We start from the raw sequence: 25,868 nt of genomic DNA, 5'->3' as shown, positions 1-25,868 counted from the left end.
GTGGATCTCAAGCGTATCTTTCGACATCTGTTGATGACGCGCTGGCGGGTCAGAAGAGCGTTCTCGGCGCGCGTGCTGTCCGCTATCGAAAGCGCGATCCGTGAAAGCCACCGGACCCATGCGGGTCAGGTCCGCTTCGTCGTCGAAGGTGCGCTGGACAGTGCCGACCTCTTCGATGGACTGACCGCTCGCGAGCGGTCAATAGACGTTTTCTCGCAGCTCAGGGTATGGGACACCGAGCACAACAACGGAATTCTTATCTATTTGCTGCTGGCCGACCGGGACGTGGAAATCGTCGCGGATCGTGGTATCGATACGCGCGTGTCCGGCGAGGAGTGGGAAGCAATCTGTCGAATGATGGAAGCCGATTTCCGGCGCGCACAGTACGAACAGGGAGCCTTGCGAGGCATCGAACAGGTCTCGGCGCTTCTCAATACGCATTTTCCGACACGCACGCCACCGCGAGAAGATCTGTCGAGCTTTCCCGTCGTGATGTAGCTCGTACTACATGGGCGTCTCGGCTGTGGCTGTGCGCGCGCTGCCGATGACCGATGCGAAATAATCGGCCGTCTTGCGTAGGCCCTGCTCGAGCGACGTATGCGGCGTCCAGCCGAAAAGGCGCGTCGCGAGCGAAATATCGGGCTGGCGTCGACACGGGTCGTCCACGGGCAGCGGCAGGAACTCGATTCGCGACGTCGATCCGGTGATCGCTTTGGTGCGCTGCGCGATCTCGAGCATCGACACTTCGTACGGGTTACCGAGATTGACGGGGCAGCCGGGATCGGACGGCAGGTTCATCAGACGCACGAATGCATCGATCATGTCGTCCACGTAGCAGAACGAGCGCGTTTGCGAGCCGTCTCCGTAAACGGTCAGCGGCTTGCCGCCGAGCGCCTGCACCATGAAGTTCGATACGACGCGGCCGTCGGCCGGATGCATGCGCGGCCCGTACGTATTGAAGATTCGCGCGATGCGAATGTCGAGACCGTGCTGCCGCCGGTAATCCATGAAGAGCGTCTCCGCACAGCGCTTGCCTTCGTCGTAGCACGAGCGCGGGCCGATCGGATTCACGTTGCCCCAGTAGTCTTCCGTTTGCGGATGCACGCGCGCGTCGCCATACACTTCGCTCGTCGACGCCTGGAAGATTCTGGCCTTCACGCGCTTGGCGAGCCCCAGCATATTGATCGCGCCGTGCACGCTCGTTTTGGTCGTCTGCACGGGGTCGTGCTGATAGTGGACCGGAGAGGCGGGGCAAGCGAGGTTATAGATCTCGTCCACTTCGACATAGAGCGGGAACGTCACGTCGTGGCGCATCATCTCGAAGTTCGCGCAGTCGAGCAGGTGTGCAACGTTGTCCCGGGTTCCCGTATAGAAGTTGTCGACGCACAGCACGTCGTGGCCCTGCGTCACGAGGCGTTCGCATAGATGCGAGCCGAGAAAGCCGGCGCCGCCCGTGACGAGAATCCGTTTGCGTGTCAGTTCTCTCATGATGCTGCTCCCTTGATCATTGTGTTCAACCGCTCACGCGCGATAGCGCCGCGAGCCAGTCGCGCACGAAGCGGTCGATATGAAAACGTTCGCGCGCGGTGCGCCGCGCCGAATGACCGAGCGAACGCGCGTGCGCCGGATCGCCGAGCAGGCTGTGCATCGCCTCGACGAGCAACTCGCGGTTCGTATGGACGTAGCCGTTTTCGCCGTTGCGGATGACGGTGGCGAGTTCGGTAGTCGCGAAGCCGACGATCGGCATGCCGATCGTCATCGCTTCGACGATCGCGAGGCCAAGGCTTGTCCAGCGGATCGGATTGAAAAAGAAGCGGTAGCGCGCGGTAAACGCAGCCAGTTCGAGGTTCGGTATTTCGCCGATGCCGCCGCTTTTCGCCGCTTCCATGCCGACGAGGTCGAGCGGCACGCGCTCGCGCATCGCATCGAACAGGTCCGCGCCGAGGCGTCGGCCGCGCTGCGCAAGATGGTTGACGACGACGATGCCGCGCTCGAGTTCGCCGGTGTACTGCACGCCTTTCGGCACCACGACGCCGTGTTCGATCACGCACGTCGGCGTCGCGCCGCAGTCCCACGCGAGCTCGTTGAAATGCGTGACGTGCACGAGCAGCGTCTGCGCGTCGTCGACCCAATGCCTCTGCGCGTACGGATTGTCGAGCGGCGGATCGTGCTCGATATAGATGCGCGGCAGGCGCCGCTGCTGCCCGGACAGCACATGCTCGCGATCGTGTTCCCAATGGACGCGATGCTGATACAGCACGACGTCGAAATCTCGTGACGCGACTGCGTCGATCGGCACTTCATGCACGTTGCCGCCCCACGGCAGCGAGCCGTTGCGGCCCGCATAGCCGGGCGGGTGGCCAGGCTTCGTGACGAGATAAAAGTCGTGCGGGACCTGCGTCAGGTAATACAGGTAGTTGCCGTGCACATGCCAGGTGAGAATGCGCAGGCGTCGATTAGCGGACATGGGACGCCTCCCTGCGTGCGATAAAGTAAGCCGCATCGGCGATGCGCGGCCCCGCGGCGCGACCGGCAACCGCGCGGAGCCTTGCGGAATCGGGTGCAAGCTGCTCGCGCGCGGCATCGATCACGCACTCGACGCTCACGTTCAACGCACACTCGTGCCCATACGGGCACTCTCGGAACGCGCACGGCCGGCATGCCGGATAGTCGGCAAGCACACGATGCAGTTGCCGGTCGAGCGGCGCCCAGCGGCGCGTGTCGCTGCCCGATGCGACGACGACGCTTGGCGTTTGCATCGCGGCCGCGATGTGCGAAATGCCGGTGTCGTTACAGACGACGAGCCGCGCATCGCGCACGAGCGCAGCGAGTGCGCCGAGCGAGGTGGCGCCCACGAGATGCAGTGCCGGCGCGACCATCGTGCCGAGCAGACGGGCCGACAGTTCGATTTCCGATGCTGTGCCCGTGATCGCGACGCGCCAGCCGTCCGAGGCGAGCGCGTCGGCGACTTCGGCAAACCGTTCGACAGGCCAGCGCCGCGACGGCAATTGCGCGCCCGGATGCACGAGCACGAGGCGTTCGCAAGCGATGCGGTGCAAGCCGACGAGAGCCGCGTGTTCGGCGAGGTCCTGCGGTGTCAGCTCGAACTCGAGTGTGTCGCCATCGGCCGGTGCGCCGAGTGCATCGGTCAGCGCGAGGTAGCGGTGCGGTTCGGGCAAGGTCTCGGGCCACGCAATAAAGCAACCGTCGCGCGCTTCGCCGGGCTGGACGAAGCCTGCATACGCGCGTGCGCCGAACTGGCCGACGATGTCGTTCGCGATGCCGCCGCTGCCGTGCATCTGGATCGCCAGATCGAAGCGGCGTGCGCGCATCGCGGCGATGAAGCCGGGCAGGGCGGCGTCGTCTTCGTGCTGTTCGGGAAACCCTCGTGCGCCCGGAAACACGATCAGTTCGTCGACCAGACCGCGATAGCGTTCGACGAAGCTTTTCGCCCACGGCAGGCCGATCAGTGCGATATGCGCATGCGGCACCGCGCGGCGCAGCGCGCGCAATGCGGGCACGCTGCACAGCATGTCGCCCAGTTGAAGCGCACGGAAGATCGCAATCCGCGCAGGCCCGGCGGGACGCGCTGTCACACACTCCAACGATTCGATCGATGTGCTCATAGGAACATCACCTTGAAACGAAACGCGCCGTACAGACGCCAGTACACCGATAGAAACGGAATCAGCAGCGACGTCCACGCCATTTCGGCCAGATGCGGCCAGTCGCGCCGCGTGTGGCGCAGACGTTGCACGCAGAAGCCGGCGGTGAGCCACGCCCATACGAGCAGCGCGAACCACGCGAGCGCACCGAAGCCTGCCAGCCCCGCCAGTAACGCGCACACGGCACTGCAGACGATCGCGTAGTAGCGCAACGGCGGGCGGGCGTCGATGCGTTGCCGGTACATCGCCGGATGCTTGCGGAACAGCAGCGCTTCGAAAAAGCTCTTTTTTTGCTGATGCAGGCTCACGCCCCAGCGCGCGGGCCGTACCGGATGAACGACGATCGCGTCGTCGGCGCGCACGATCCGGCAACCGGCGTTCAACAGCGTGAATTGCAGGTCGGAATCCTCGCGCCATGCGGCGGTGAAGCGTTCGTCGAAGCCGCCCGTTGCTTCGAGCGCCGCGCGGCGCACGAAGACGTTCGCGGTGGCGAATTCGGCGCGGGAGAGGCCGCTCGCGTCGAGTTCGTAGTCGCTCGGGTGATCGGGCAACGGCATCACGATACGACCCGACACGGCGTCGGCGTTCGCGCGCCCTGTCGCCGCGAGGCCTGCCGCGAGCCACCGCGGGTCAGGGATCGTGTCGTCGTCGGTGAAGGCGACGAGCGGCGCGCGCGCTACGCGCCAGCCCGCATTGCGCGCGGCCGCGGGGCCCTGCGTCGCGGTGACCGGCACATAACGAACTGCGAGGCCGCGCGCGGCCTGGCGAGCCGCGAAGCGGTCGACGAACGCGCGCGTGGCGACGTCTTCGGGTCCGTCGTCGCAGACGACGATTTCATAGCGCGTGCAATCGAGCTGTTGCGCGGCGATGGCATCGAGGCAGGTCGCGAGCATCGCGGGGCGCCGGTACGTCGGCACGACGACCGATATGTCGGGCGGTATCGACTGCGGCTGCGGCCGTGGCGCGTTGATAGAACCCACGCGGCTCGTGCTCATCGCACGGCCTCTGCGCGAACCGCGGTCGAACCGGCTTTCTCGACGATGAACGATCCGATCACCAGCGCATCGAGCGGCGACGTCCAGAACGATTCGACCGCATCGCGCGGCGAGTTGACCATCGGTTCGCCGCGCGTATTGAAGGAGGTATTGACGAGCACCGGCACGCCGGTTCGCCGATAAAACGCGTCGAGCAGATCGTAATAAAGCGCGTGTTGATCGCGATTGATCGTCTGCACGCGTGCAGTGCCGTCCACGTGCCGCACGGCAGGAATCCGGTCCGCCTTTTCTTCGCGCACGTCGAAGATGAACAACATGAACGGCGCACGCGCGGCGCCGACGAACCAGTCGGCCGCATGTTCCTCCATTACGACGGGCGCCACCGGCCGGAAATCCTCGCGATCCTTGATTTCGTTCAGGCGCGCCTGCATGCCGGGGTCGATCGGCGAAGCGAGAATCGAGCGCGAGCCCAGTGCGCGCGGACCGAACTCGGTGCGTCCCTGGTACCAGCCGAGCACCTTACCCGCGGCGAGCATCGCGGCTGCTTCGTCGGCAATGTCGCGCGCGCGGCGGTACGGAATTTTCGACCATTTCAGAAACTGTTCGACTTCGTCGTCGGCATACTGAGGTCCGAGATACGCGTGATCCATCGTCCAGTGCCGTTGCCGGTCGCCGCGTTGCCGGTAGTCGGTCCACAATGCGGCGCCGAGCGCGGTGCCGGCATCGCCGGCGGCCGGCTGCACCCATACGTCTTCGAACGGACCCTGGTCGCGCACCTTCGAATTCATCACGCAGTTCAGCGCCACGCCGCCCGCCATGCAGAGCCGCGGCAGACCCGTTTGCCGGTGCAGCCAGTGAGCGAGTTGCAGCACGGTTTCTTCGAGCACGCATTGCAGCGAACTCGCGATGTCGTAATGACGCTGTTCGAGCGGACCGCCTCGCTCGCGCGCGGGCCCGAACCGTTCGATGAGCCGCGGCGCGTCGACCGTATAACTGCCGTCCCGATGCACCTTGACGATCTCGCGGAACTGATCGGCGAAGCGCGGCTTGCCGAACGATGCGAGCGCCATGACCTTGTACTCGTCCGACGAGTGCAGAAAGCCCAGCCAGCCCGTTACCGCTTCGTAAAGCAATCCGAGCGAATGCGGCAGTTCGACCTGGCGCAGCCGTTCGTACGTGCCGTCGACGAAGCGTCCCATGCTCGTCGTCACGCCTTCGCCGCGCCCGTCCATCGTCAGCACCGCGCAATCGTCGAACGGGCTCGCGAGAAACGCGCTTGCTTCATGCGAAAGGTGGTGATCGACGAAATGCCATTTGAAGCCGCCGTCGCGGTCGACACCGCGAAAGCGTCTGGCCAGATGATGCGGCGCGCCGTCGAGCAATTGCGCCTTCGCGTTGGCGATATAGCTGAGAAACAGCGGATCCCACGGCGATTCGGACGGATTCGCCGCCGGTTGTTGCGCCGGGTCGAACGGCAACGCGATCGTGGCGCCCGGCGTTTTCGGCATGCCCGAAAAGAGCGTCGGGTCGTACGAGTACGCGACGTGGTCGACGTCCTTCAGCGTGATGCCTGCAGTCGAGAGGCAATAGTCGATCGCATCGAACGGCAATTGCCACGTTGAAAACGGCACGGGCCGCTTCGCGTGCTTCACGTGCGTAAAGCGCTCGTCTTCGGCGGCCGCCAGCACGACACCGTCGCGTACCAGCGCGGCGGCGCTGTCGTGATAGACCGCATTGATTCCGAGTGTGTACATGTTCGTCACTCCGTATCGAAGATTTTCTTGAAGATCGCAGGCGGCGTTTATTGCGCGACCTGCCGCGCTTCGTCGTCTGCCGGTTGCGGTGCCGCGCGCGAGCGGGTTTCGGCCAACAGCTCGAGCGTCGCGGCGACGACGTCCCCGGTTTCGACGCCGCGCAGGCAAGCGTGATGCCCGTACGGACACACGCTGCGATAACACCAGCGGCATTCGACGTCGTGAAACAGCACGCGATGCGGCGTTTGCCATGGCGCGTGCTGCGGATTTGTCAGTGCGTACAGGTCGACGACCGGGGTGCCCAGTGCGGAAGCGATGTGCACGGGGCCGCTGTTGTTCGAAACCAGCACGCGAGCGCGTTCGATCAATGCCGCGAACGCGCCGAGATCGAGCGCGTCAGCCAGTTGGTGGATGAACGGACGCGCCTCGGGCGGCGCCGACGCGCGCAACGCCTGCATCAACGCGGCTTCGCCGGCGCTGCCGGTGACGAGCACCTTCATACCGGTCTCGCGGATCAGCTGCGCCGCGGCGCTGCCGAAGCGTTCGGCAGGGTAGCGGCGCGACGCGGCCGTGGCGCCCGGATGCATGACGATGTACGGCTGCGTCGCGTCGATTCCGCGCGCGTCGAGTGCGACATCGAGCGCGGTCCGCCCGGCATCGGTGACGCTCATGCGCATTTGCGTGTCGTTCGTGTGCGCGCCGATTGCATCGACGAGCGAAAGCTGGCGCAGGACCTCGTGTTGCGCGCCTTGCTCGGGCTCGTGTTCGGGTACCCAGTCGGTCAGCAGCGCATACGGGTTCTCGCGGCATCGGGCGAGCCTTCGCCCGATGCCCGAGAAATAGCAGAGCGTGGCTGCGCCAAGCGGGTTCTGACTGTAGACGGTGAAGATCGCCGCTGCATCAAAGCCGCGCTTTTCCAGCAGCGCGCGCATCGCGAGGTCCGAGTCGACGGTTCGCGACCGGTTGTGGCCCGCCCATGGCGCGTCGTAGCAAATCGCGTCGTCCACGTCAGGCAGGAGCGGCGCAAGCGCGCAGCCGGCCGGCGAGGTCAGCAAGGTCAGGTGCCGGCCCGGTAACGCGTCGCGCAACGCGTGAAGCGCCGGCGTCGTCATTAATACGTCGCCGAGATTGTCGGTACGCACGCACAGGATGCGCTTGATTTCGGCGCCCCACGCCTCGAGCGGTTTTGCGGCGGCGTGACGCGCATGCGCGGTGAGCGGCTTCGCGAGAGCGGAGAGGCTTTTCATGACTTCGCCTCATGACCGGCGTAACCTGCGCAGGCGGCGGGCGCGCTCGAATCGGTTCTGCCGGGGGCCGCGCCGTTCGTACGCGAAAGTTCGTACTCGCAAGCGACGAGCCGCGCGGCGCCGTGCAGGTCGTTCGCATACGCGAACGGTCTGCGCCGCGGCCCGTCGCGCCATTCGGTTTCATTGCCGTTATCGAGCAGAATCGTGCGGCAGCCGGCGCGATTGCCGGCTTCCACGTCGTCGAGGATATCGCCGACGAGCCACGATGCGCGCAAGTCGATGCCGTGATCGTGCGCGGCCCGCAGCAGCATGCCGGGCGCGGGCTTGCGGCAGTCGCACGCGCAGGCGTACGGCGCGACATGTCCGCGCGGATCGTGCGGGCACGAGTAGAACGCGTCGAGCGTGGCGCCGCACGCCGCGAACATCACGCGCAATTGATGCTCGACCGCATCGAGCGCGTCGATCGCAAAACGGCCTTGTGCCACGCCGCCCTGGTTGCTCACGACGATCAACCTGTACGGATACGCGGCGAGCAACTCGAGCGCCGCGCGCGCACCAGGCGCAAAGCGCATCTTGCGCGGGTCGACGTTATACGGCACGTCGTCGAGCACCGTGCCGTCCTTGTCGAGAAAGACCGCGCGCGGAGCATCACGCTCAGGCAGGCCCGCCCGTGGGCGATCGACCCGACCGCCATGCGCGCGAGCCAGTGTCGGCAAGGAAGGCGGACTTTCAATGGAGGACATATCTGACGGGAGTCCGCAAAAAGAGTGTATTGGTTGCCGCCGCGGCACGTCTGCTGTGCGCGGCTTGCCGCGTGCATCGATGCGCGTAGAGGGGCTAGCCGAATGCCCCTCCCGCAGCGGGGCGCGCGCTGTGCGCAGCGATTGCCTCGTCGCGCTCGCGCGGCTGCGGCAGCCTTGCGACGCGCCGGTACACGTCTTCCAGCGATCGCGCGACGCCTTCCCATGTAAATGCGCTTTGCGCGCGCGCCAGTCCGGCCTCGCCCATTTGCCGCGCGCGCGCCGGGTTCGCATGCAGGTGCGCGAGCCGCGCCGCGAGCGCGACCGGGTCGCGCGGCGGCACGAGCCAACCCGTCTCGCCGTCGCGGACCGAATAGCGGATGCCGCCGACGTCGGCGCCGATCACCGGCGTGCCGCACGCCATCGCCTCGACGGGCGTAATGCCGAACGGCTCGTACCACGGCGTCGTCACGAATACGTCCGCCGCGCTGTAGAAGAGGCTCAGATGGGAACGGCCGCGCCGACCGACGAAAGTCGTCTGGGCGGCAACCTGCTCCTGTACGGCGATGCCGCGCAGTCGCGCGATTTCAGGCGTTGCGATTTCGTTGGGCGACTCGGAATTGCCGCCCACGATATAGAGACGTGCGGCGACGCCATGATCGCGTTTCAAGGCGCCGATGCCGCGAATCACGTTGTCGATGCCTTTGCGCTGCACGAGCCGCCCCAGTTGCAGCACGATGAATTCGTCCTGAGGCCAGCCGAGCGTTGCGCGGGCGTCGCGCTTCGCGACACGCTGCAATTCGTCGACATCGAAGCCGCACGGTACGATCTCGATTCGGTCGGGATCCGCATCGTAGAGATCGATCAGGTCGATCTCGTCCTGAGGGCATTCGGCAATAACGACATCGGAGTGACGCACGAGGTCGTCTTCGATCGCAAACCGCTCATCGGGAAAACCATCGTCATTGCCCTGGTGGATACGCCGCACGCGGCCTAGCGCGTGGAACGTCGTGACCACCGGCAGGTTCAGCGCGCGTTTCACCTGCAGCGCGACCTTGCCCGACATGAAGAAATTCGCGTGCATCAGATCATACGGACGACGCTCCTTCCTGAAGAACGATACGAGGAAATCCGCGAACTCATCCATATACGGCAGCAGGCGCTCCTTCGCGAGCTGCCGCGGCGGACCCGCCGGCACGTTGACGATGCGGATACCGTCCATTTCGGACACCAGCGGTAACAGCGACCGATCGCGCCGCGTGAACACGTCGACCTCATGGCCTGCGCGGTGCAGTTGCCGCGCAACGTTGGCAACGTAAATATTCTGTCCGCCGCTATCGACGCCGCCGGCGAGAGCGAGCGGCGACGCGTGTTCGCTGATCATGGCGATCTTCATGGGGGTTCCCTCTTGGTTTATGTTCAGGCGGTGTCCGGCGAGGGCCGGGGCATGGACGGCGGCAAGCGACGCATGCGGTAGTTTCAGCATCCGATGTGCCCAACGATGAGTGCGGGCATTTCCAACGAACGCCAACGCACGCATGGTTTTTTCGCCGTGGGCGTTTTTTCGAAGTGCTGTGGCGTTCCCTGATTTACACGGCACGTGTAAAAGGCGGGGCGGCGAAGAGCCGGTATGGCGACACCGCTTCGGGTCGCGTCCCGGATAAAGCGCGCCTTGGTGGCGGCCCCGCGGCGCGCCGGGACCGAATCTCGCTCGCGTCCGGAAGACGTTTTGTGATCACGCGACCGGACCGTGCAGATGAGCTCACCCGACCTTCGGCAAGACCACTCGCAGGATATCGGCGGGAAAAGCAGCCGGCAGATGCGCAGGCGTATCGCGGCCGATCTGTGGCACGCGCTCCTCGCTTACCGCGGCATCACGCTTGCGTCGTTTGCGCTGATGATCGTCGGCAAATTCGCCGCGGTCGCCATGCCGCTCGTGCTCAGGGAGATCGTCGACGAACTCGGGCGTCCGGTGTCGCTCGCGTTGCTGCCGGTATTTCTCGTGCTCGCGTACGCGCTGATGCGCTTTCTTGCCGATGCGCTCAATGAAGCGCGCGATGTCGTGTTCAGCGTCGTCACGCAGCGAACGGTCGCGTCGTTCACCGAATGGACCTTTGCGCACCTGCATCGGCTCGGCGCGCGGTTCCACGCGCAGCGCGAGACGGGCACGGTCGTGCGCGACGTGCAGAAGGGCGCCGACGGTATCGGCTTCCTGCTTGGCACTGCGATCTTCGCGATCGTGCCGACCTTCGTCGAGATCGCGACGATCGTCGTCATCATCGCGCGCGGCTATTCGTGGAGTTTTACGGCGGTAATCGCAGCCACCTTCGTCTGCTATGCGATCTATACCTATGTGTTCACGCGGCGGCGGCTGGTCGTGCAGCGGCGCGTCAATGCGCTCGAGGCGCAGTCGGATGCGCGGCTCGTCGACAGCCTGCTCAATTACGACACGGTCAAATTCTTCGCGACCGAAGATGTCGAAACGCGGCGCCTGACCGATGTGCTCGACCAGTGGGTCGACGCGCGCATCGCGAACCAGCGCGCTTTGACGACACTGCACGTCGGGCAAAGCGGCGTGATCGCGGCCGGCATCGCCGCGATGCTGCTGATCGCCGTTCAATATGTGCTACTCGGGCGCATGACGGTCGGCGACCTCGTGCTCGTGAACGCGTACATCATTCAGGTCTGCATGCCGCTCAATACGCTTGGCTTTGTGTTTCGCGAGACAAACGACGCGAAGGTGAACGTCGAGCGGATGTTCAGAATTCTCACGGCCCGGGGCGTGCAAGGCGAAGATGTCGACTTGCCCCGAGCGCGACCGCTCGTCGTCACCGACGGCGCCATCGAGTTCGCGCATGTCGGCTTCGCATACGACGCATCGCGGCCCGTGCTGCACGACGTGCATTTTCGCGTGCATCCGGGACACCGTCTTGCCGTGGTCGGCGGCAGCGGCTCGGGCAAATCGACGCTCGTGCGGCTGCTGTTCCGGCTTTATCAGCCCGCGGCGGGACGCGTGTGCATCGACGGCCAGGACCTGCGCGAGGTCACGCAAAAGAGCGTGCGCGAGGCGATCGGCATCGTCCCGCAGGACACCGTGCTGTTCAACGATACGATCGCGTACAACATCGCGTACGGCCGGCCCGATGCGACGCGCGCCGATATCGTGCGCGCCGCGCGCGCGGCGCAGCTCGACGAGTTTATCGAGCGCCTGCCCGATCATTACGATACGCGCGTCGGCGAACGCGGTTTGCGGCTCTCGGGCGGCGAGCGTCAGCGTATCGCGATCGCGCGCGCGATTCTGAAGAACCCGCGCATCATCGTTTTCGACGAAGCGACGTCGGCGCTCGACACGCGCTCGGAGCGCGCGATCCAGGCCGAGCTGAACCGGCTCGCGCAAGGCCGCACGTCGATTGCGATCGCGCACCGGCTGTCGACCGTCGTGGACGCCGACTGGATTCTCGTCATGGAACATGGCCGCATCGTCGAGCAGGGCGCGCACGACGATTTGCTCTCGCGCGACGGCGTGTACGCGAAGATGTGGGCGCTGCAATGGCAGCAGGGCGAACTCGAGCATATGCAGCGCAAGGTGTCTGCGCAGGCGGTCGAACTCGGTCCGCTGGTTGCCGCGGTCGGCGACGATCTGCGCGACGAAATCGCGCGCCGCGGCATTCGCTGGCACGTGTCGATGCCCGACGGCGAGTTGTGCGCGATGGGCAATCGGCTCGATCTCATGCAGATTACCGCGTCGCTGTGCCGCAACGAGATCGGGCATGCGCGCGCGGGAGAGACCGTCGAACTGCGGGTCGAACGGCGCGCGAATCATGCGTGGCTCTGCGTGTCGGGCGCACACGAGCGATCCGGCGAGATGCCCGAAGAGGCCGCGCGACGCATCGAGGCGAAGCTTTCCGCATTGGGGGGCCGCTTTACGGCGACGCAGGTCGGCACGCGCGTCGCATATGCCGCGGTGATTCCGCTTGCGCCCGTGGTCGAAGCCGCGACGGCGGATGTACACGTCGTGACGGCGACACTCGACGCCGAAGCGCAAGCCGATGATGCTGCCGCACATTCGAATGACGCCTCGAGCGCGGCTGCGGGTCGGCAAACGGGCGGCGGCCAGTCAGTGCCGGCTGCCGCGCCGGGTCAAGCCAGGCTCGACGAGCCGCTCGCCGGGTTGACCGTGCTCGCGCTCGACGATCAGGAAGAAGCGCGTGACGCGCTCGAAGCAGTGCTTTGCGCGAGCGGCGCGCATGTGCTTCTCGCTTCTTCCGGTGACGAAGCGTTGCAGCGTCTGGCCGAGATCCCGAGACATGCATGGCCGCAAGTATTGCTCTGCGATATCGTGCTCGGCAACGAGGACGGTTACCGTGTGCTCGAACGCATACGCGATCTCGAGGCGCAATATCCGCTCGCTGCCGGCGACCGCTTGCCGGCGATCGCGCTGACCGGTTACACGGAACCGGCCACCGGTGACGCTGCGCGTGCGCGACACGACGGGTTTGCGGCGCATCTGACTAAACCTGTCGCTGCGGCAGTTCTGATCGCGACGATTCGCGACGTGGCGCGCGCACATCGAGCCTGACTTCTGCGAGCATTGCCGCGACGCGTTCGGGTATGCGGCGGCGTTCGCGCAGCGCCCAACGCAGACCGCGCAACAGGGCGAAACCGTCCTGCCATAGGGTTCCTTCCTTGCGGAAGCATTCGATTGCGCGGGCCGTGGCGCGGCATGCGTCGCTCACGGCCAGCCTTTGCCAAGCAGTCCATGCCGCGTTACGCGCGAGCATCCGCCGACGCAGCGCGCTATCGCGCAACGGCGAAGGATGATGCGCGATCGCGCATGCCGCGCAGTACACAATGGCGTGCCCCGCGGCTAGCACGTCGAGCGCCACGCGCTCCTCTTCGCCGCCGATAAAGTAGCGCGCGTCGTAGCCGCCGATCTGGCGGAACACCGCTGTGCGCATGACCGACGCACCCGCCATGTAGCCGACCAGCGATGGGCCCGGCAGGCCTGTCGCATCGAGGGGACTGTGCTGCATCAGGACCGAGATCGGATCCGTTTCGCGCGCTTCGCCGACTTCGATACGCGCGTTCAGTATGCCGACCCGCGGATACGCGTCGAGCAACCGTACGGCGTGCGCAAGCGAACCGGGCTTCCACCACGTGTCGTCGTCGCAGAACGCGACGTAATCGGTGCGCACGCAATCGACCGCGAGGTTGCGTCCGGCCGCGCCGAGATTGCCGCCGCATTGCACGATCGTGATGTCGGGGAACAGCATGGCGACCATGCGCACGGTGTCGTCGCTGGAGCCGTTGTCGGCAACGACGATCGGTGGCCGTTCGGGTAGGGCGCGCAGCCGCAGCAACGTGTCGATGAGCTGCGCCATGCGGTTATAGGTCAGAACGACCACGGAAATGCGCGGTTCGGACATCTTTTCTCATGGGGTCGGGAGTGCGCATCCTCGTCGATGCGGCTGCACGATCCCACGGCTTTCGCAAACGGGGTGCCTGATGGGGGTGCCTGATGCGGTGCGCGATGCAGCGGCGCTTCCTGCGTCTCCTTCGGGACTTGCGCTTGCTCGACCGACAGTAGCCGGCGTTCGCGCCGCCTTGAACCTGTCATCCGGAGAGCATCGATGAAAGCTGTTGTATTCCACGGAGTCGGCGATATTCGCCTCGATACGGTTGCCGACCCGACGATCGAACAACCGACCGACGCTATCGTGCGCATTACGTCGAGCGCGATCTGCGGCACCGATCTGCATATGATTCGCGGCACGATGCCGGGCATGGCGCCGGGCACGATACTGGGCCACGAGGCGGTCGGTATCGTCGAGGAAGTCGGCCGCAACGTGCGCAATCTGGCGCGCGGCGACCGCGTGCTCGTGCCGTCCACGATTTCATGCGGTTTCTGTTCGTATTGCCGCGCGGGCTACACGGCGCAATGCGACACGGCCAACCCGAACGGGCCGCTAGCCGGCACCGCGTTTTACGGCGGTCCGAAAACGACGGGCCCGTTCAACGGCCTGCAAGCGCAATACGCGCGCACGCCGCTCGCCCATGCGAGTCTGATCCGCCTGCCCGACAACGTCGATGACGACCGCGCGATCCTGCTTTCCGATATTTTCCCGACCGGCTATTTTGGCGCGCAGCTCGCACAAGTCCAGCTCGGCGATACGGTTGCCGTGTTTGGCGCGGGTCCGGTCGGACAGTTTGCGATCGCGAGTGCGAAGCTGATGGGCGCAGGCCGCGTGATCGCCGTCGACCGCATCGCGTCGCGTCTCGAGATGGCGCGCCAGCAGGGGGCGGAGGTCGTCAACTTCGACGAAGACGATCCCGTGCAGGCGATCCTCGAATTGACGGGCGGCATCGGCGTGGATCGCGTAATCGATGCGGTCGGCGTCGATGCGGTGCGCGCCGAAAAGGGCGCGGCCGCGCAAAGCCAGAAAGGCGCGCAGGGGCAGTTCGAAGCCGAACGCAAGGAGATCGCGCCCGAGCAGAATCCACACGATGGCCACTGGCAGCCGGGCAGCGGTCCGTCCCAGGTGTTGCGCTGGGCCGTCAAGGCCGTCGCAAAGGCCGGCACGGTGTCGATCATCGGCGTCTATCCGGAAGGCGATCGCTTCTTTCCGATCGGCGAAGCGATGAACCGGAACCTGTCGGTCAAAATGGGCAATTGCAATCACCGGTCGATTACGCCGAAGCTTCTCGAACTCGTACGAAACGATTCGTTCGATCCGGTCAGCGTACTGACGCAGCGCGAGCCGATCATGAATGCGATCGACGCGTATCAGGCGTTCGACGCACGCGAGCCGGGATGGATCAAGGTCAAGCTCGAGCCGTGAGCGGCACGCCGCGGGCGCATAGTCCGCGGCCCGGCAAACTGCATCGTCAGATCCGGCCAGGCAGGCGGTTGAAATAATGCTCGATGCGCGACAGTGCGTAAATTGCGGCTGCGTGGCGCACTTCGTTGCGGCCGCCCGTAAACTGGCGGGTTTCGCAGAAGGTCGTGAGCGCGCCGTCCGCGGTCCGGAAGGACCACGCGAAGCACTGGGTGCCCGGCGGCGGACTTCCGCCCGGCGCACCGTCCGCGACGCCCGTGTTGGAGACGGCGATGTCCGCGCAGCACCCTTCCTGATGAAGCGCGCCTTCGGCCATTTCGCGCGCGACTGCCTCGCTCGTCAGGCCATGCTCATCCATCGTTTGCTGGCGGACGCCAAGGAAACCGGCCTTGCCGGACGGCGAGTAAGTAATGAAGCCGACGTCCAGACAACTCCCGCTGCCGGGCACGGACGCAAGAAGCGAGGCGATCTCGCCCGCCGTGCATGATTCCGCCGTCGCCAGCTTCTTGCCGCGCGAACCGAGAAAAGAGACCACCTGTCGTGGGACGTTCATCGTTTCCTCCTTGATCGACGGGCTTAACAGAATGATGCGAGCGTGTATCTCCAACCGCATAACCATCACATCTTTATGAACGTGCGCTGCTTCGCCGGCAGGCATACGCCATGCGGAAGTATGCGCGCGACCCGCCCGCAGACAGACGCTTGCCGGTAAGCCTCAGGCAATTGCGGTGCCACCGGTGCAAAGCGCTGGGCGAGCGGAAAGCGGCGATGAGCTACGCGTCTTCTCGCGGCGTGGCTCACGCGCCACGTCAACGACACTTGCCGACACATCCGGCGTCACGTCTTCAGGGAGCAGACCATGACCGTCAAAACCGTTCACGATCTTTTCGTACATTCGCTTTCCGATATTTACAGTGCGGAAAAGCAGATGACAAAGTCTTTGCCGAAGCTTGCCCGCGCTGCGACCAGTCCTGAATTGAGCGGCGCATTCACCACGCACCTCGAAGAGACGCGAGGGCAGATCGAGCGCATCGATCAGGTTGTCGAAGCATGTGGCATTCGTCTCAAACGCATCAAATGCGTTGCGATGGAGGGGCTCATCGAGGAAGGTCAGGAGCAGATCGACGAGATCGAAAGCGGACCGGTCCTCGATGCCGCGCTGATCGCCGCGGCACAGAAGGTCGAGCATTATGAAATCGCGGCATACGGATCGGCCATCGCGCTTGCGAAGCAACTCGGCGAAACGCACGCGGTGACGCTGCTGCTTCAGACGCTCAAGGAAGAAAAGGCCACCGACGAAAAGCTTTCCCTGCTCGCGGAAGAAAAGATTGCCGCGCAAGCGTTGGGCAAGTAGCGATATGCGGCGGCGATACCTCGGCCGCCGCGCTCGTGTCCAACCTGCGTCCTGTCAGGCGCAACGGCTGCTATTTGCATGGCGGCCGGGCTTCGGTAGGTACACATATGAAAACCGCACAGATCACGATTCGTCGTAGCCGCACCTCGCGTTTATTGAACGTCATGCGCGACGCCGCGAGCCGTTTCATCGAGGACCGATGCCCGATGATGGGCGCGAGCATCGGCTTTTACTCGGCATTTTCGCTCGCGCCGACGCTGCTGATCGTGCTCGCGATCGTCGGATGGTTTTTCGGCGCGGAGGCGGGGAAGGGGCGTTTTTTCGGGCAGGTCAAAGCGCTCATGGGCGCCGACGCGGCGAGCGCGATGCAGTCGATCGCGGAGCACGCCCACCGTGCCCAGGGCGGCGGCATTGCCGCGGCGCTTTCCGGCGTGCTGCTCGTCGTCGGTGCGTCGGCGACGTTTTCATCGCTGAATACTGCGCTAAACGTCGTATTTCGTGCAAAGCCGACGAAGGGCATAGCCGGTGTGGCGCTGCTCGTACGAACCCGGGTGCTTTCGTTCGCGCTCCTGATGGGGCTGGGCTTTCTGCTCGTGGTTTCGCTCGTGCTCGACGCCGCCATGCAGTCGTTGGGCGGTGCGCTGCTCGGCAGCACGACGCTGTCCGTCGTGGCGGCGGTCGCGCAGTCGGTACTCGGGCTCGTGGTGCTGACAGTCGGTCTTGCCGCCCTGATCAAGTGGTTGCCGGATACGAGGGTCGAGCTGCGCCATGCGGCGGCCGGGGGCTTCGTGGCAGCCATCCTGTTTACGATCGGCCGTCATCTGTTCGGCTTATATCTGGTCCATGCGGGTACCGCGGGATCGTTCGGCGCTGCGGGCTCGTTGGCCGTTCTGATGATGTGGCTTTATTTCTGCGCTGCAGTGTTCCTCTTCGGGGCGGAGGTGGCAGCGGCGGCCGGTGGCGACGCGCGTGCGCCGCGGGGGCAACCGCGGGGTGAGTCGCGGGGTGAGCCGCGGGGTGAGCCGCTACAGGCACCGTCGGAATGACACAATCGGGACGACACGAACGCCCATGGTGTTTCGCATGGTTTGTCTAGCCACGCAAGGGGAGGCCACGCCGCTCGACCGCGTCTATGCCGCGGCATAAAAAATGCTACCCGTTCGGCACTTCGTTTGCTCGACTAGTCATGAAGCGCGATTGTCCCGGAAGCTGCCGGTTGTCAGGTACGCGTCGTCGTCCCGTCGCCGCGTGGCGGCCGGCCGTCTTCGCCGCGTACGCCACGCGTGCGGCCGGCGCAGAGCCGCAACAGAATGCGTTGCAGCCCGCCGGCGTGCAGGCCGCGCATATCGGACAGCTGTGGAATTTCACGCTTGTCGTTTGTGCAATCGTGTTCGCAGCCGTGCTGCTTGCAACGCTGGTCGCGCTCATGCGCAGCCGCCGGGGCGACGGCACGGCCGCGCCCAACCTCGATTCTCTGACCCGCCCTGAACGGCGCACACGCCGCTCGGTCATTGCCGCCAGCATCGTATCCGTGGTTGCGCTATGCGGCCTGATCGTCGCCGACGTGCTGACCGATCGCGCGTTGTCGAAGCTGCCCGTCGATAACCCGGTGCGCATCGATATGACGGGGCAGCAATGGTGGTGGCAGGTGCACTATCCGGAGGGGCGCGGCCAGGCCGGCTTTACGACCGCCAACGAGTTGCACATTCCGGTGGGCCGTCCGGTCATCGTGTCGCTACAGACAGGCGACGTGATCCACAGCTTCTGGGTGCCGAATCTGCACGGCAAGAAGGACATGTTGCCCGGCATCGCGACGTCGATCGTGTTTCGCGCGGACAAACCGGGCGTTTATCGCGGGCAATGCGCGGAGTTTTGCGGTGCCCAGCATGCGTTGATGGCGATGCGCGTCATAGCGGAATCGCCCGAGCGTTACGACGCATGGCTGCGGCACCAGGCATTGCCCGCCACGACCTCGCTCGACACGACGGCGCAGCACGGCCGCGATGTCTTCGAAAAATCGGCATGTGCGGGTTGCCACACCGTGCGCGGCACATCGGCAAACGGCACGCTCGCCCCCGATCTCACGCATCTGATGAGCCGCGAGACCCTCGCGGCCGGCGTGCTCGCGAACACGCCCGCCAACCTCGCCGCGTGGATCCGCGACCCGCACGTATGGAAGCCGGGCGTCGCGATGCCCGCGGTACCGCTTTCGGACAGCGACCTGCACGCGGTCGTCGCATGGCTTACGACACTCCAATGAGCACGACCCACTCTTTGCGCATGACCGAAACGGACCTGCAACTGAAAGACGGGCCCGATGCCCCGGCCGACGCGCGCACCGCGCTGGCCGACACCTGGAGCGATCCGCGCGGCGTGATCGGCTGGTTCTCGGCCGTGAACCACAAAACGATCGGACGGCGCTTTATCGTCACGACGTTCGCGTTTTTCCTGCTAGCCGGCCTGCTTGCGCTTGCGATGCGCACGCAGCTCGCACGACCCGGCAACCGTCTGATCGGCCCCGACCTCTACGACCAGCTGTTTACGATTCACGGCACGACGATGATGTTTCTGTTCGCCGTCCCGGTCATGCAGGCGGTCGCCGTCTATCTGATCCCGCTGATGATCGGCGCGCGCAGCGTCGCGTTTCCGCGCATGAATGCGTACGCATACTGGATCTTTCTATTCGGCGGCCTGCTGCTGTATGTTGCGTTCGCGCTCGGCGCCGGTCCGCGTTCCGGATGGTTCAGCTACGTGCCGCTCGCCGGACCCGATTACGCGACCGGCAAGGGGTCGGACGTGTGGGCGCAGATGATCACCTTCACCGAGTTGCCGGCGTTGCTCGAAGCCATCGTGCTCATCACGACCATTCTGAAGATGCGCGCGCCCGGCATGTCGCTGAACCGCCTGCCGCTGTTCGCCTGGGCGACGCTCGTCACACAGTTCATGGTGCTGTTCGCGATGCCGGCGATCATGCTGGCCAGTACCGCGCTGATACTCGACAGGCTGGTCGGCACGCAGTTCTATAACCCTGCGCTCGGCGGCGACGTGCTGCTCTGGCAGCACCTGTTCTGGTTTTTCGGGCATCCGGAGGTGTATCTGATCTTTATTCCGGCGCTCGGCTTCATGTCGTCGATCATTCCGACGTTTTCGCGCCGGCCCATTTTCGGCTATTCGGCGATAGTGCTCGCGCTGATCGCGATTGCTTTTCTCGCGTTCGGGCTGTGGGTGCATCACATGTTCGCGACGGCGGTTCCCGAACTCGGAAAGAGCTTCTTTACCGCGGCCAGCGTGCTGATTGCGGCGCCGTCCGGCATCCAGATCTTCTGCTGGCTCGCGACACTGCTGACCGGCAAGCTGTCGCTCAAGGCGCCGCTGCTATTCGTCATGGCGTTCTTCTTCATACTCGTGCTCGGCGGCCTGTCGGGCGTCATGCTCGGCTCAGTGGCGCTCGATTTGCAGGTCCACGATACGTACTTCGTCGTCGCACATCTTCACTACGTGCTGATCGGCGGCGCCGTGTTTCCGTTATTCGGCGCGTTTTATTACTGGTTTCCCAAATTCACCGGGCGGATGCTCGGTGAGACGCTCGGGCGCTGGCATTTCTGGCTGTTTTTCGTCGGCTTTAACCTCGCGTTTTTTCCGATGCACCTGCTCGGCCTGCACGGCATGCCGCGGCGCGTCTGGACATATCCGGCCGGTATGGGATGGTCCGGCATGAACGCGCTCGCGACGGCCGGCGCTTACATGATGGCGATTGCGGTGCTGCTGTTCCTTTTCAACGTCGTGCGCAGCCGCCGGCGCGGCGAACGCGCGCCGGCCGACCCGTGGGGCGGCGGGACGCTCGAATGGAGCGTGCCGAGTCCGCCGCCGCCGCATAACTTCGACGCGCTGCCGGTCGTGCACGGCCGCGATCCGCTGTGGGAGCCGCAGCGCGAACCGCGCTCGGTGTCGGGGCTCGCCGTGCGCGCGCGTGAAGTGCTGACGACGGGTGTACTTGCCGCGGAACCGGACACGCGACCGTTGTTTCCCGGGCCATCGATCTGGCCGTTCCTCAGCGCGATCGCGACGACCGTGTTTTTTATCGGCTCGATCTATACGCCGACGGCGGTCTGGTGGGGCACGGTGCCTGTCGCGGCTGCGATGATCGCCTGGTTCTGGCCGACGCGCCGCACGAACCGGATCGGGCGCGCGCTCGAGCGCTGGCCGGACGACGAGCGAGCGCAAGCAGACGCGCGCGCGCAGCGGCAGCCGGCGCAGCGTGTTGCGCAGGGCGATAAGGCGCCGCGGCGCGCCGCGCTGGCGGAAGCCGGCCACGCAGGACCGAGCTCGCTCGATGTGCGCGGACTCGCGAGCTTCGGCTTCGGGCATCGCAGCCTCATGTGGTGGGCGACGGCGGGGCTGATGCTGATCGAAGGCAGTGTCTTCGCGATCACAGTCGGCATGTACTTCTATCTGCGCGCGGTCAATACGGCATGGCCGATGAACGCGCCGGCGCCATCACTACTGTGGGGCACGCTGAACACGGCTGTGCTGTTGCTCAGCATGTGGCCGAACGCGCTCGCGAAGCGCGCAGCCGAGCGCGGCGAACGCGGGAACGCACGAGTCTGGCTGGCCGTCTGTCTGCTGTTCGCGATTGCGTTCCTCGTGCTGCGCGGCTTCGAGTTCGCGGCGCTCAATGTCATGTGGTACGCGAATGCCTATGGCTCCGTCGTCTGGCTCCTGCTCGCATTGCACACGACGCACCTCGTCACCGATACCGTCGATACGGCCGTGCTCGCCACGCTGCTATATACGGGACCGTTCGAGAAAAGGCGGCTGCTCGATACGAGCGAGAACGCCGTCTACTGGTACTTCGTCGTGCTGAGCTGGCTGCCGGTCTACGCAGTCATCTATCTCGCGCCGCGCGTTCATTTCTGAGGGAACCGACATGAGAATCTGGCTCGGATTGCTCGTTGCTCCCGTCATCGTGCTCGGCGCGCAAAGCGCGAATTATGCGCTGCTGCAGGCCGCCTGCCGCTATCACACGATGGCCATGCTGCATGCCGTGAGCGTGAGCGCGTTCGTATTTTCGGTCGCTGCGGCGCTGCTCGCGTACGGCAACTGGCGTGCGTCGTGGCAACCGTTCGACGCGAGCTACGTGCCGCGCGCCGCGCGGCCTGCCTTTCTGTCGCTGATGGCGACGATCGTCGCGGCGCTGTGCGCGGTGATCCAGCTCGCGATGTATTTCCCGCAATGGTTGCTGTCGCCTTGCCAATGAAAACACGCTCGACATCGATCGCGCTCCCGGCGCTCCTGGCGCTTGTTGCGCTTGTTGCACTTCTTGCTGCGGCGCCGCTTGCACACGCTCACGTGCTGACCGACGCCGAGCGCGCGGCGCCGACGTTCGGCTGGAGTTTCGCGCCGTGGCCCGTCGCGTTGATGGCGGCGAGCATCGCTGCGTATGCGGCAGGCTATCTGCGGCTGAGGCGCAGAAGCGGCTCGCGCGGCCGCGTGCTGCGCGCGCGACACGCGGCGGCGTTCGCGGGCGGTTCATGCGCCCTCGCACTTGCCTTGTTCTCGCCGCTCGACACCTTGAGCGCGTGGCTTTTCTCCGCGCATATGGTTCAGCATGAAACGATGATGCTGATTGCCGCGCCGTTACTGGTGCTGGGCCGACCGCTCGCAGTATGGATCTGGGCGTTGCCGCACGAATGGCGCCTATGGGTCGGCCATCGTATCCGCGCGCGCGGCGTCGCCGCAAGCTGGCGCTTTCTGACCGCACCGCTGACCGGCTGGTGGCTGCACGCGGTTGCCCTGTGGGCGTGGCATGCACCGGCGGCATTCGAAGCGGCGCTCGTGCATCCGTTCGTCCATTCGCTGCAGCACTCGAGTTTTCTGCTGACGGCGCTCGTCTTCTGGTGGACCGTATTCGGCGACGGCGCACGGCGGCAGTCGGGCGGGCACGCGATGCTGTCGGTCTTCACGACCATGGTGCATACGACGGCGCTCGGCGCCTTGATTACGCTCGCGCCGGGGCTCTGGTATCCGTACTACGTCGAACCGTGCAGCACGCTCGGCATCGATCCGCTGCACGACCAGCAACTGGGCGGACTCATCATGTGGGTGCCGGGCGCGGCCGCTTACCTGATCGGCGGCCTGGCAATCGCGGCGCGCTGGCTCAGCTGCCAGTCGTCGCCGCAGTTTGCGCCGGGGCGAGCCGCGATCGTTCCACGGGACACGCCGCGATGAAGCTGCCTCGGTTCAACGGTGCGACACGCACGGCGACGCTAGCGGCAGTATGGACGGTCGCCGCCGCGATAACCGGCGCTCCGGCGCCGGGCCCGGCGCAAACGGGCGATTCGGCAGCGCATGCGCCCAGTGCGCCGGCGGTCGGAGGCGCCGATGCACAAACGCTGGCGCGCGGCGAGTATCTGGCGAAGGCGGCCGATTGCGCCGGATGCCACACGGCGGCGCAGCGCGGTGCGCCGTACGCGGGCGGGCTGGGCATGGGCTCGCCGTTCGGCACCATCGTCTCGACGAACATCACGCCGGACCCGCGCTTCGGCATTGGCCGGTACACCTACGCCGAGTTCGCACGCGCGTTGCGCGAAGGCGTCGCGAAGGACGGCAAACGGCTATACCCGGCGATGCCTTACGCGTCGTTTACCAAAATTCGCGATGACGACATGCACGCGCTTTACGCGTATTTCATGCATGGCGTGGCGCCGGTGGCCAAGCCCTCGCCGCCGTCCGACGTCGCCTTTCCGTTCAACCAGCGCTGGGCGCTGCGTTTCTGGCAATGGATTTTCATTCCTCGCGGCGTGTATGAGCCGCGCGCGGACCGCGATGCGCAATGGAACCGCGGCGCGTATCTCGTGCAGTCGCTCGGCCATTGCGGCGCATGCCATACGCCGCGCGGCGCCGCCTATCAGGAACGCGGCTACGACGAGTCGTCGTCGAGCTATCTGGTGGGCGGCGTGAACGACCACTGGTTCGCGCCGAATCTGACCGGCGATGCGGGTGCGGGTTTGGGACGCCTGTCCGCGCAGGACATTGCAGCGTTTCTGAAGACCGGACATGGCGCCGGCATTGCCGCGTACGGCAGCATGGTCGAGCAGATCGAGGACAGTTCGCAGTATCTGACCGACGACGATCTCGCCGCCATCGCGCGTTACCTGAAATCGTTGCCCGCGCGGCAGCCGTACGGTACCTATACACAGCATGCGGAGGTCGCCCGCTCGCCGCAAAACGGCAACCGCGTGCCGGATTCGCTTTCCGCGGGCTACAACGTCTACCAGTCGTTCTGCGCGCGTTGCCATCGCGACGACGGTAAAGGTGTGCCGAACGTATTCCCGGCGCTGGCCGGCAATCCGTCGGTGCTGGCGGAAAACACGACGTCGCTAATCCGGCTGCTCGTCGAAGGCGGTAATAGCCCGTCGACCTTGACGGGCCCGCCGCGCCAGCAGATGCCGCGCTATGCCGACACCCTTGCGGACGTGCAGATCGCGCAGGCGTTGACGTATATTCGCGGCGCGTGGGGCAATAACGCGCAGCCGATTACGGCCAACGACGTCAGTTCGTTACGCCAGCTTTTGCATAAATAGCGGGACGAAAATGCCGAACAGGAACCTCGCACGCTTCGCACGCAATAGCGCAGACGGTGCGACGCTCACTTTGGTGGTGAGCCGACATTAAAGTACGCGCCGTACCGCGAGACGCTACGCGTAGTTGCGGCTTCGCGCGCGCCGCCGTGCAGACGGTCCGCCGAACAGGCCGCTCACGCTGAAAATGGCAAGGCCCGCCAGCACCGCTGTTGCAACCGGAAACGTGCCTGCCGTGTGAACGGCCACGTCGACCGGACGCTCGCCGAGCAATTGCATGCGCCGTCGCGTCATCGCGGCGCCCAGCGACGACAGTTCGTTCTTCAGCGACCGTTCGGCGATTGGAATCAGCACGGTTTCTTCGTCGGCGACATGATGAATCGTGACGCGCATCAGCTGCATGAAGAGCCCGTCGTAGGCCGCATTTTCCGGCCCCATCGAACGTAGCTGCGCAATAATCTCGCGCATTTCGTCATGTTCGGGTTCGCTCTTTTTGACGGCATCGTTGTCGGGAGCGATCCGTGCCACTGCGGGATAGAAAATTTCTTCTTCGAGCTGTGCGTGAATTTCGAGTGCCGTGCAGACCGAGCCCACGATGGCGCGTTTGCGCCACCACGGGCTCGACAGGCGATAGCGGTGAAACGCACATAGCACATGCGTATGATCCATCCGGATCATCGATGTGATCGTCGGCGAGGCTGAACTGAAGTCGGTCATGGCTTTCTCTTGCGGTCTTGTGGGAGCCCGCTCCAGGGTTACGCGCAGCGGGCGCTAACGACCGAGCATCCGACGTTCCCACGTCGGACGGCATCTTCCGCGAGCGCCGGCAGGCACCGCGGCTTCTCCGGCGGCCGTCCATTCGCAAGCGAAGCGCGGAGGCCGCTTCACACGTCCTCCGCGTTGCCGAAGCCGCGGATCAAGCCTCGCGGCTAGCGCACGCGCCGTCCCATGTCGCCGGCGGGACCGTCAGCGAGCGGAACGCCTCCGGCATATCCCGGCCCGGTCTTCGTGCCCCGTTCGACCGTCGGCTGGTGCCTGAAACCGAGTGCGCCCGCCCCGAGTGCGATGACCGCGCCCACGAACAATCCGGCCACCGAAAACCAGCTCGCACGAGCAACGGTGCGCGCCGCGGAATCGGCGACCTGTCGCGCATCGGCTTGCGCCTGCGGACTGGAGGCTGCTTCAGTGACCGACGCGATGGCGCTGCGCGCCTGCTGCGTGAGGTTGTCGATTGCCTCGTTACCGGCCTTCGACTGACCCGCCGCCGCGCCGGCCGTTGCCCCGGCCGACGCGACGTTGCCGGCGACGCCGATCGCGCCGCCGATTACCGACGCCATGCCGAAGACAACGAAGAGGATCATCACGGCCCATGCCAGCAGCCCATGCATCCAGCCCAGCACCGGCGCGCAGCGGCCGGCGAAGTAGGCGCCGGCGAAGACCGAAACGACGGTCGTCACGATCAGCCAGACGCCCGAGCCGAAACCGAAAGCCCGCGCCGGATCGGGTCGAGACAGAGGATTGAGAAGCGAAGCACCGATTGCCGTGCCGAGCACGCTCATCACGAGATAAACGACGAGCGAGATGACAACGCCTGTGAATACCGCGCCCCATGAAACGCGCGGTAGTCCGTCCTGGGTTACTAGAAGTCGCATGAGATGCCTCCAATCGGATTGCATGACTAACAATTGCGCAGGCCT

The 25,868-nt window shown here is 65.3% G+C and carries 23 protein-coding genes; 10 read left to right on the top strand and 13 right to left on the bottom strand.

Annotation, left to right across the window (positions count from 1 at the left end; all coding sequences use genetic code 11):
- Positions 1-498, top strand: coding sequence for a TPM domain-containing protein (locus QYH69_RS16680; RefSeq protein WP_308832957.1), 498 nt, complete (start codon positions 1-3; stop codon positions 496-498).
- A 6-nt stretch (positions 499-504) separates the two neighbouring features.
- On the opposite strand, the gene QYH69_RS16675 is transcribed toward QYH69_RS16680, so the two are convergent.
- The 8 genes from QYH69_RS16675 to QYH69_RS16640 all read right to left on the bottom strand — a co-directional run bounded on the left by QYH69_RS16675 (position 505) and on the right by QYH69_RS16640 (position 9,797).
- On the bottom strand, positions 505-1,488 hold the full coding sequence (locus tag QYH69_RS16675; protein WP_308832956.1) for an SDR family oxidoreductase: 984 nt from the start codon (positions 1,486-1,488) through the stop codon (positions 505-507).
- Positions 1,489-1,513: 25 nt separating this feature from the next.
- Positions 1,514-2,467 carry a glycosyltransferase gene (locus QYH69_RS16670; protein ID WP_308832955.1) on the bottom strand — a complete coding sequence of 318 codons (954 nt, stop codon included), beginning with the start codon at positions 2,465-2,467 and terminating at the stop codon, positions 1,514-1,516.
- The gene (locus QYH69_RS16665; RefSeq protein WP_308832954.1) at positions 2,457-3,626 is read right to left on the bottom strand and encodes a glycosyltransferase family 9 protein; all 1,170 of its coding nucleotides are present in this window, start codon (positions 3,624-3,626) and stop codon (positions 2,457-2,459) included. Before QYH69_RS16665 ends, QYH69_RS16670 begins: the two co-directional genes overlap by 11 nt.
- Positions 3,623-4,558 (bottom strand): glycosyltransferase family 2 protein, encoded by a 936-nt coding sequence (locus QYH69_RS16660; RefSeq protein WP_374992435.1) that lies wholly within the window; start codon positions 4,556-4,558, stop codon positions 3,623-3,625. Before QYH69_RS16660 ends, QYH69_RS16665 begins: the two co-directional genes overlap by 4 nt.
- 98 nt (positions 4,559-4,656) lie before the next feature.
- Positions 4,657-6,414, bottom strand: a complete 1,758-nt coding sequence (locus QYH69_RS16655; RefSeq protein ID WP_308832952.1) for a carbamoyltransferase C-terminal domain-containing protein — start codon at positions 6,412-6,414, stop codon at positions 4,657-4,659.
- Between the two features lie 47 nt (positions 6,415-6,461).
- Positions 6,462-7,661 (bottom strand): glycosyltransferase family 9 protein, encoded by a 1,200-nt coding sequence (locus QYH69_RS16650; protein WP_308832951.1) that lies wholly within the window; start codon positions 7,659-7,661, stop codon positions 6,462-6,464.
- Positions 7,658-8,404 carry an HAD-IIIA family hydrolase gene (locus tag QYH69_RS16645; RefSeq protein WP_308832950.1) on the bottom strand — a complete coding sequence of 249 codons (747 nt, stop codon included), beginning with the start codon at positions 8,402-8,404 and terminating at the stop codon, positions 7,658-7,660. Before QYH69_RS16645 ends, QYH69_RS16650 begins: the two co-directional genes overlap by 4 nt.
- Before the next feature lie 94 nt (positions 8,405-8,498).
- On the bottom strand, positions 8,499-9,797 hold the full coding sequence (locus QYH69_RS16640) for a glycosyltransferase family 1 protein (protein ID WP_308832949.1): 1,299 nt from the start codon (positions 9,795-9,797) through the stop codon (positions 8,499-8,501).
- Positions 9,798-10,157: 360 nt separating this feature from the next.
- Between QYH69_RS16640 and QYH69_RS16635 the strand changes: the two genes are divergently transcribed.
- Complete coding sequence (locus QYH69_RS16635) at positions 10,158-12,980, top strand: ATP-binding cassette domain-containing protein (RefSeq protein ID WP_308832948.1); 2,823 nt, start codon at positions 10,158-10,160, stop codon at positions 12,978-12,980.
- Here the strand turns inward: QYH69_RS16635 and QYH69_RS16630 are convergent.
- Complete coding sequence (locus tag QYH69_RS16630; RefSeq protein WP_308832947.1) at positions 12,913-13,827, bottom strand: glycosyltransferase; 915 nt, start codon at positions 13,825-13,827, stop codon at positions 12,913-12,915. The genes QYH69_RS16635 and QYH69_RS16630 overlap by 68 nt on opposite strands.
- Before the next feature lie 204 nt (positions 13,828-14,031).
- Here QYH69_RS16630 and QYH69_RS16625 point away from each other — a divergent pair, with 204 nt between their 5' ends.
- Positions 14,032-15,240, top strand: a complete 1,209-nt coding sequence (locus QYH69_RS16625; protein ID WP_308832946.1) for a zinc-dependent alcohol dehydrogenase — start codon at positions 14,032-14,034, stop codon at positions 15,238-15,240.
- Between the two features lie 46 nt (positions 15,241-15,286).
- On the opposite strand, the gene QYH69_RS16620 is transcribed toward QYH69_RS16625, so the two are convergent.
- Positions 15,287-15,790 (bottom strand): nicotinamide-nucleotide amidohydrolase family protein, encoded by a 504-nt coding sequence (locus tag QYH69_RS16620; protein WP_308833038.1) that lies wholly within the window; start codon positions 15,788-15,790, stop codon positions 15,287-15,289.
- A gap of 162 nt (positions 15,791-15,952) precedes the next feature.
- On the bottom strand, positions 15,953-16,132 hold the full coding sequence (locus QYH69_RS16615) for a hypothetical protein (protein WP_308833048.1): 180 nt from the start codon (positions 16,130-16,132) through the stop codon (positions 15,953-15,955).
- On the opposite strand from QYH69_RS16615, the gene QYH69_RS16610 reads away from it, so the two are divergent.
- The 7 genes from QYH69_RS16610 to QYH69_RS16580 all read left to right on the top strand — a co-directional run bounded on the left by QYH69_RS16610 (position 16,097) and on the right by QYH69_RS16580 (position 24,174).
- Positions 16,097-16,591, top strand: a complete 495-nt coding sequence (locus tag QYH69_RS16610; RefSeq protein ID WP_308832945.1) for a ferritin-like domain-containing protein — start codon at positions 16,097-16,099, stop codon at positions 16,589-16,591. The genes QYH69_RS16615 and QYH69_RS16610 overlap by 36 nt on opposite strands.
- 107 nt (positions 16,592-16,698) lie before the next feature.
- The gene (locus QYH69_RS16605) at positions 16,699-17,637 is read left to right on the top strand and encodes a YihY/virulence factor BrkB family protein (RefSeq protein WP_308832944.1); all 939 of its coding nucleotides are present in this window, start codon (positions 16,699-16,701) and stop codon (positions 17,635-17,637) included.
- Between the two features lie 170 nt (positions 17,638-17,807).
- Complete coding sequence (gene coxB, locus QYH69_RS16600) at positions 17,808-18,851, top strand: cytochrome c oxidase subunit II (RefSeq protein ID WP_308832943.1); 1,044 nt, start codon at positions 17,808-17,810, stop codon at positions 18,849-18,851.
- A complete protein-coding gene (ctaD, locus tag QYH69_RS16595; protein WP_374992430.1) occupies positions 18,848-21,508 on the top strand; it encodes a cytochrome c oxidase subunit I in 2,661 nt (886 codons plus the stop codon). Before coxB ends, ctaD begins: the two co-directional genes overlap by 4 nt.
- Before the next feature lie 10 nt (positions 21,509-21,518).
- Positions 21,519-21,848 (top strand): hypothetical protein, encoded by a 330-nt coding sequence (locus QYH69_RS16590; RefSeq protein ID WP_308832942.1) that lies wholly within the window; start codon positions 21,519-21,521, stop codon positions 21,846-21,848.
- Positions 21,845-22,819, top strand: a complete 975-nt coding sequence (locus tag QYH69_RS16585) for a cytochrome c oxidase assembly protein (protein WP_308832941.1) — start codon at positions 21,845-21,847, stop codon at positions 22,817-22,819. The genes QYH69_RS16590 and QYH69_RS16585 overlap by 4 nt, the downstream gene beginning before the upstream one ends.
- Positions 22,816-24,174, top strand: coding sequence for a cytochrome c (locus tag QYH69_RS16580; protein ID WP_308832940.1), 1,359 nt, complete (start codon positions 22,816-22,818; stop codon positions 24,172-24,174). The genes QYH69_RS16585 and QYH69_RS16580 overlap by 4 nt, the downstream gene beginning before the upstream one ends.
- Before the next feature lie 114 nt (positions 24,175-24,288).
- Here QYH69_RS16580 and QYH69_RS16575 read toward each other — a convergent pair whose 3' ends face one another.
- Entirely contained in the window at positions 24,289-24,888 is a 600-nt protein-coding gene (locus QYH69_RS16575) for a hemerythrin domain-containing protein (protein ID WP_308832939.1), read from the bottom strand.
- 212 nt (positions 24,889-25,100) lie between these two features.
- Positions 25,101-25,823: a hypothetical protein gene (locus QYH69_RS16570; protein WP_308832938.1), complete on the bottom strand. Its 723-nt coding sequence runs from the start codon at positions 25,821-25,823 to the stop codon at positions 25,101-25,103.
- Positions 25,824-25,868 lie beyond the last annotated feature (45 nt).

The sequence above is a fragment of the Paraburkholderia sp. SARCC-3016 genome, assembly GCF_031119615.1.
GTDB lineage: Bacteria > Pseudomonadota > Gammaproteobacteria > Burkholderiales > Burkholderiaceae > Paraburkholderia.
This window is presented reverse-complemented; position numbering and strand designations above follow the sequence as displayed.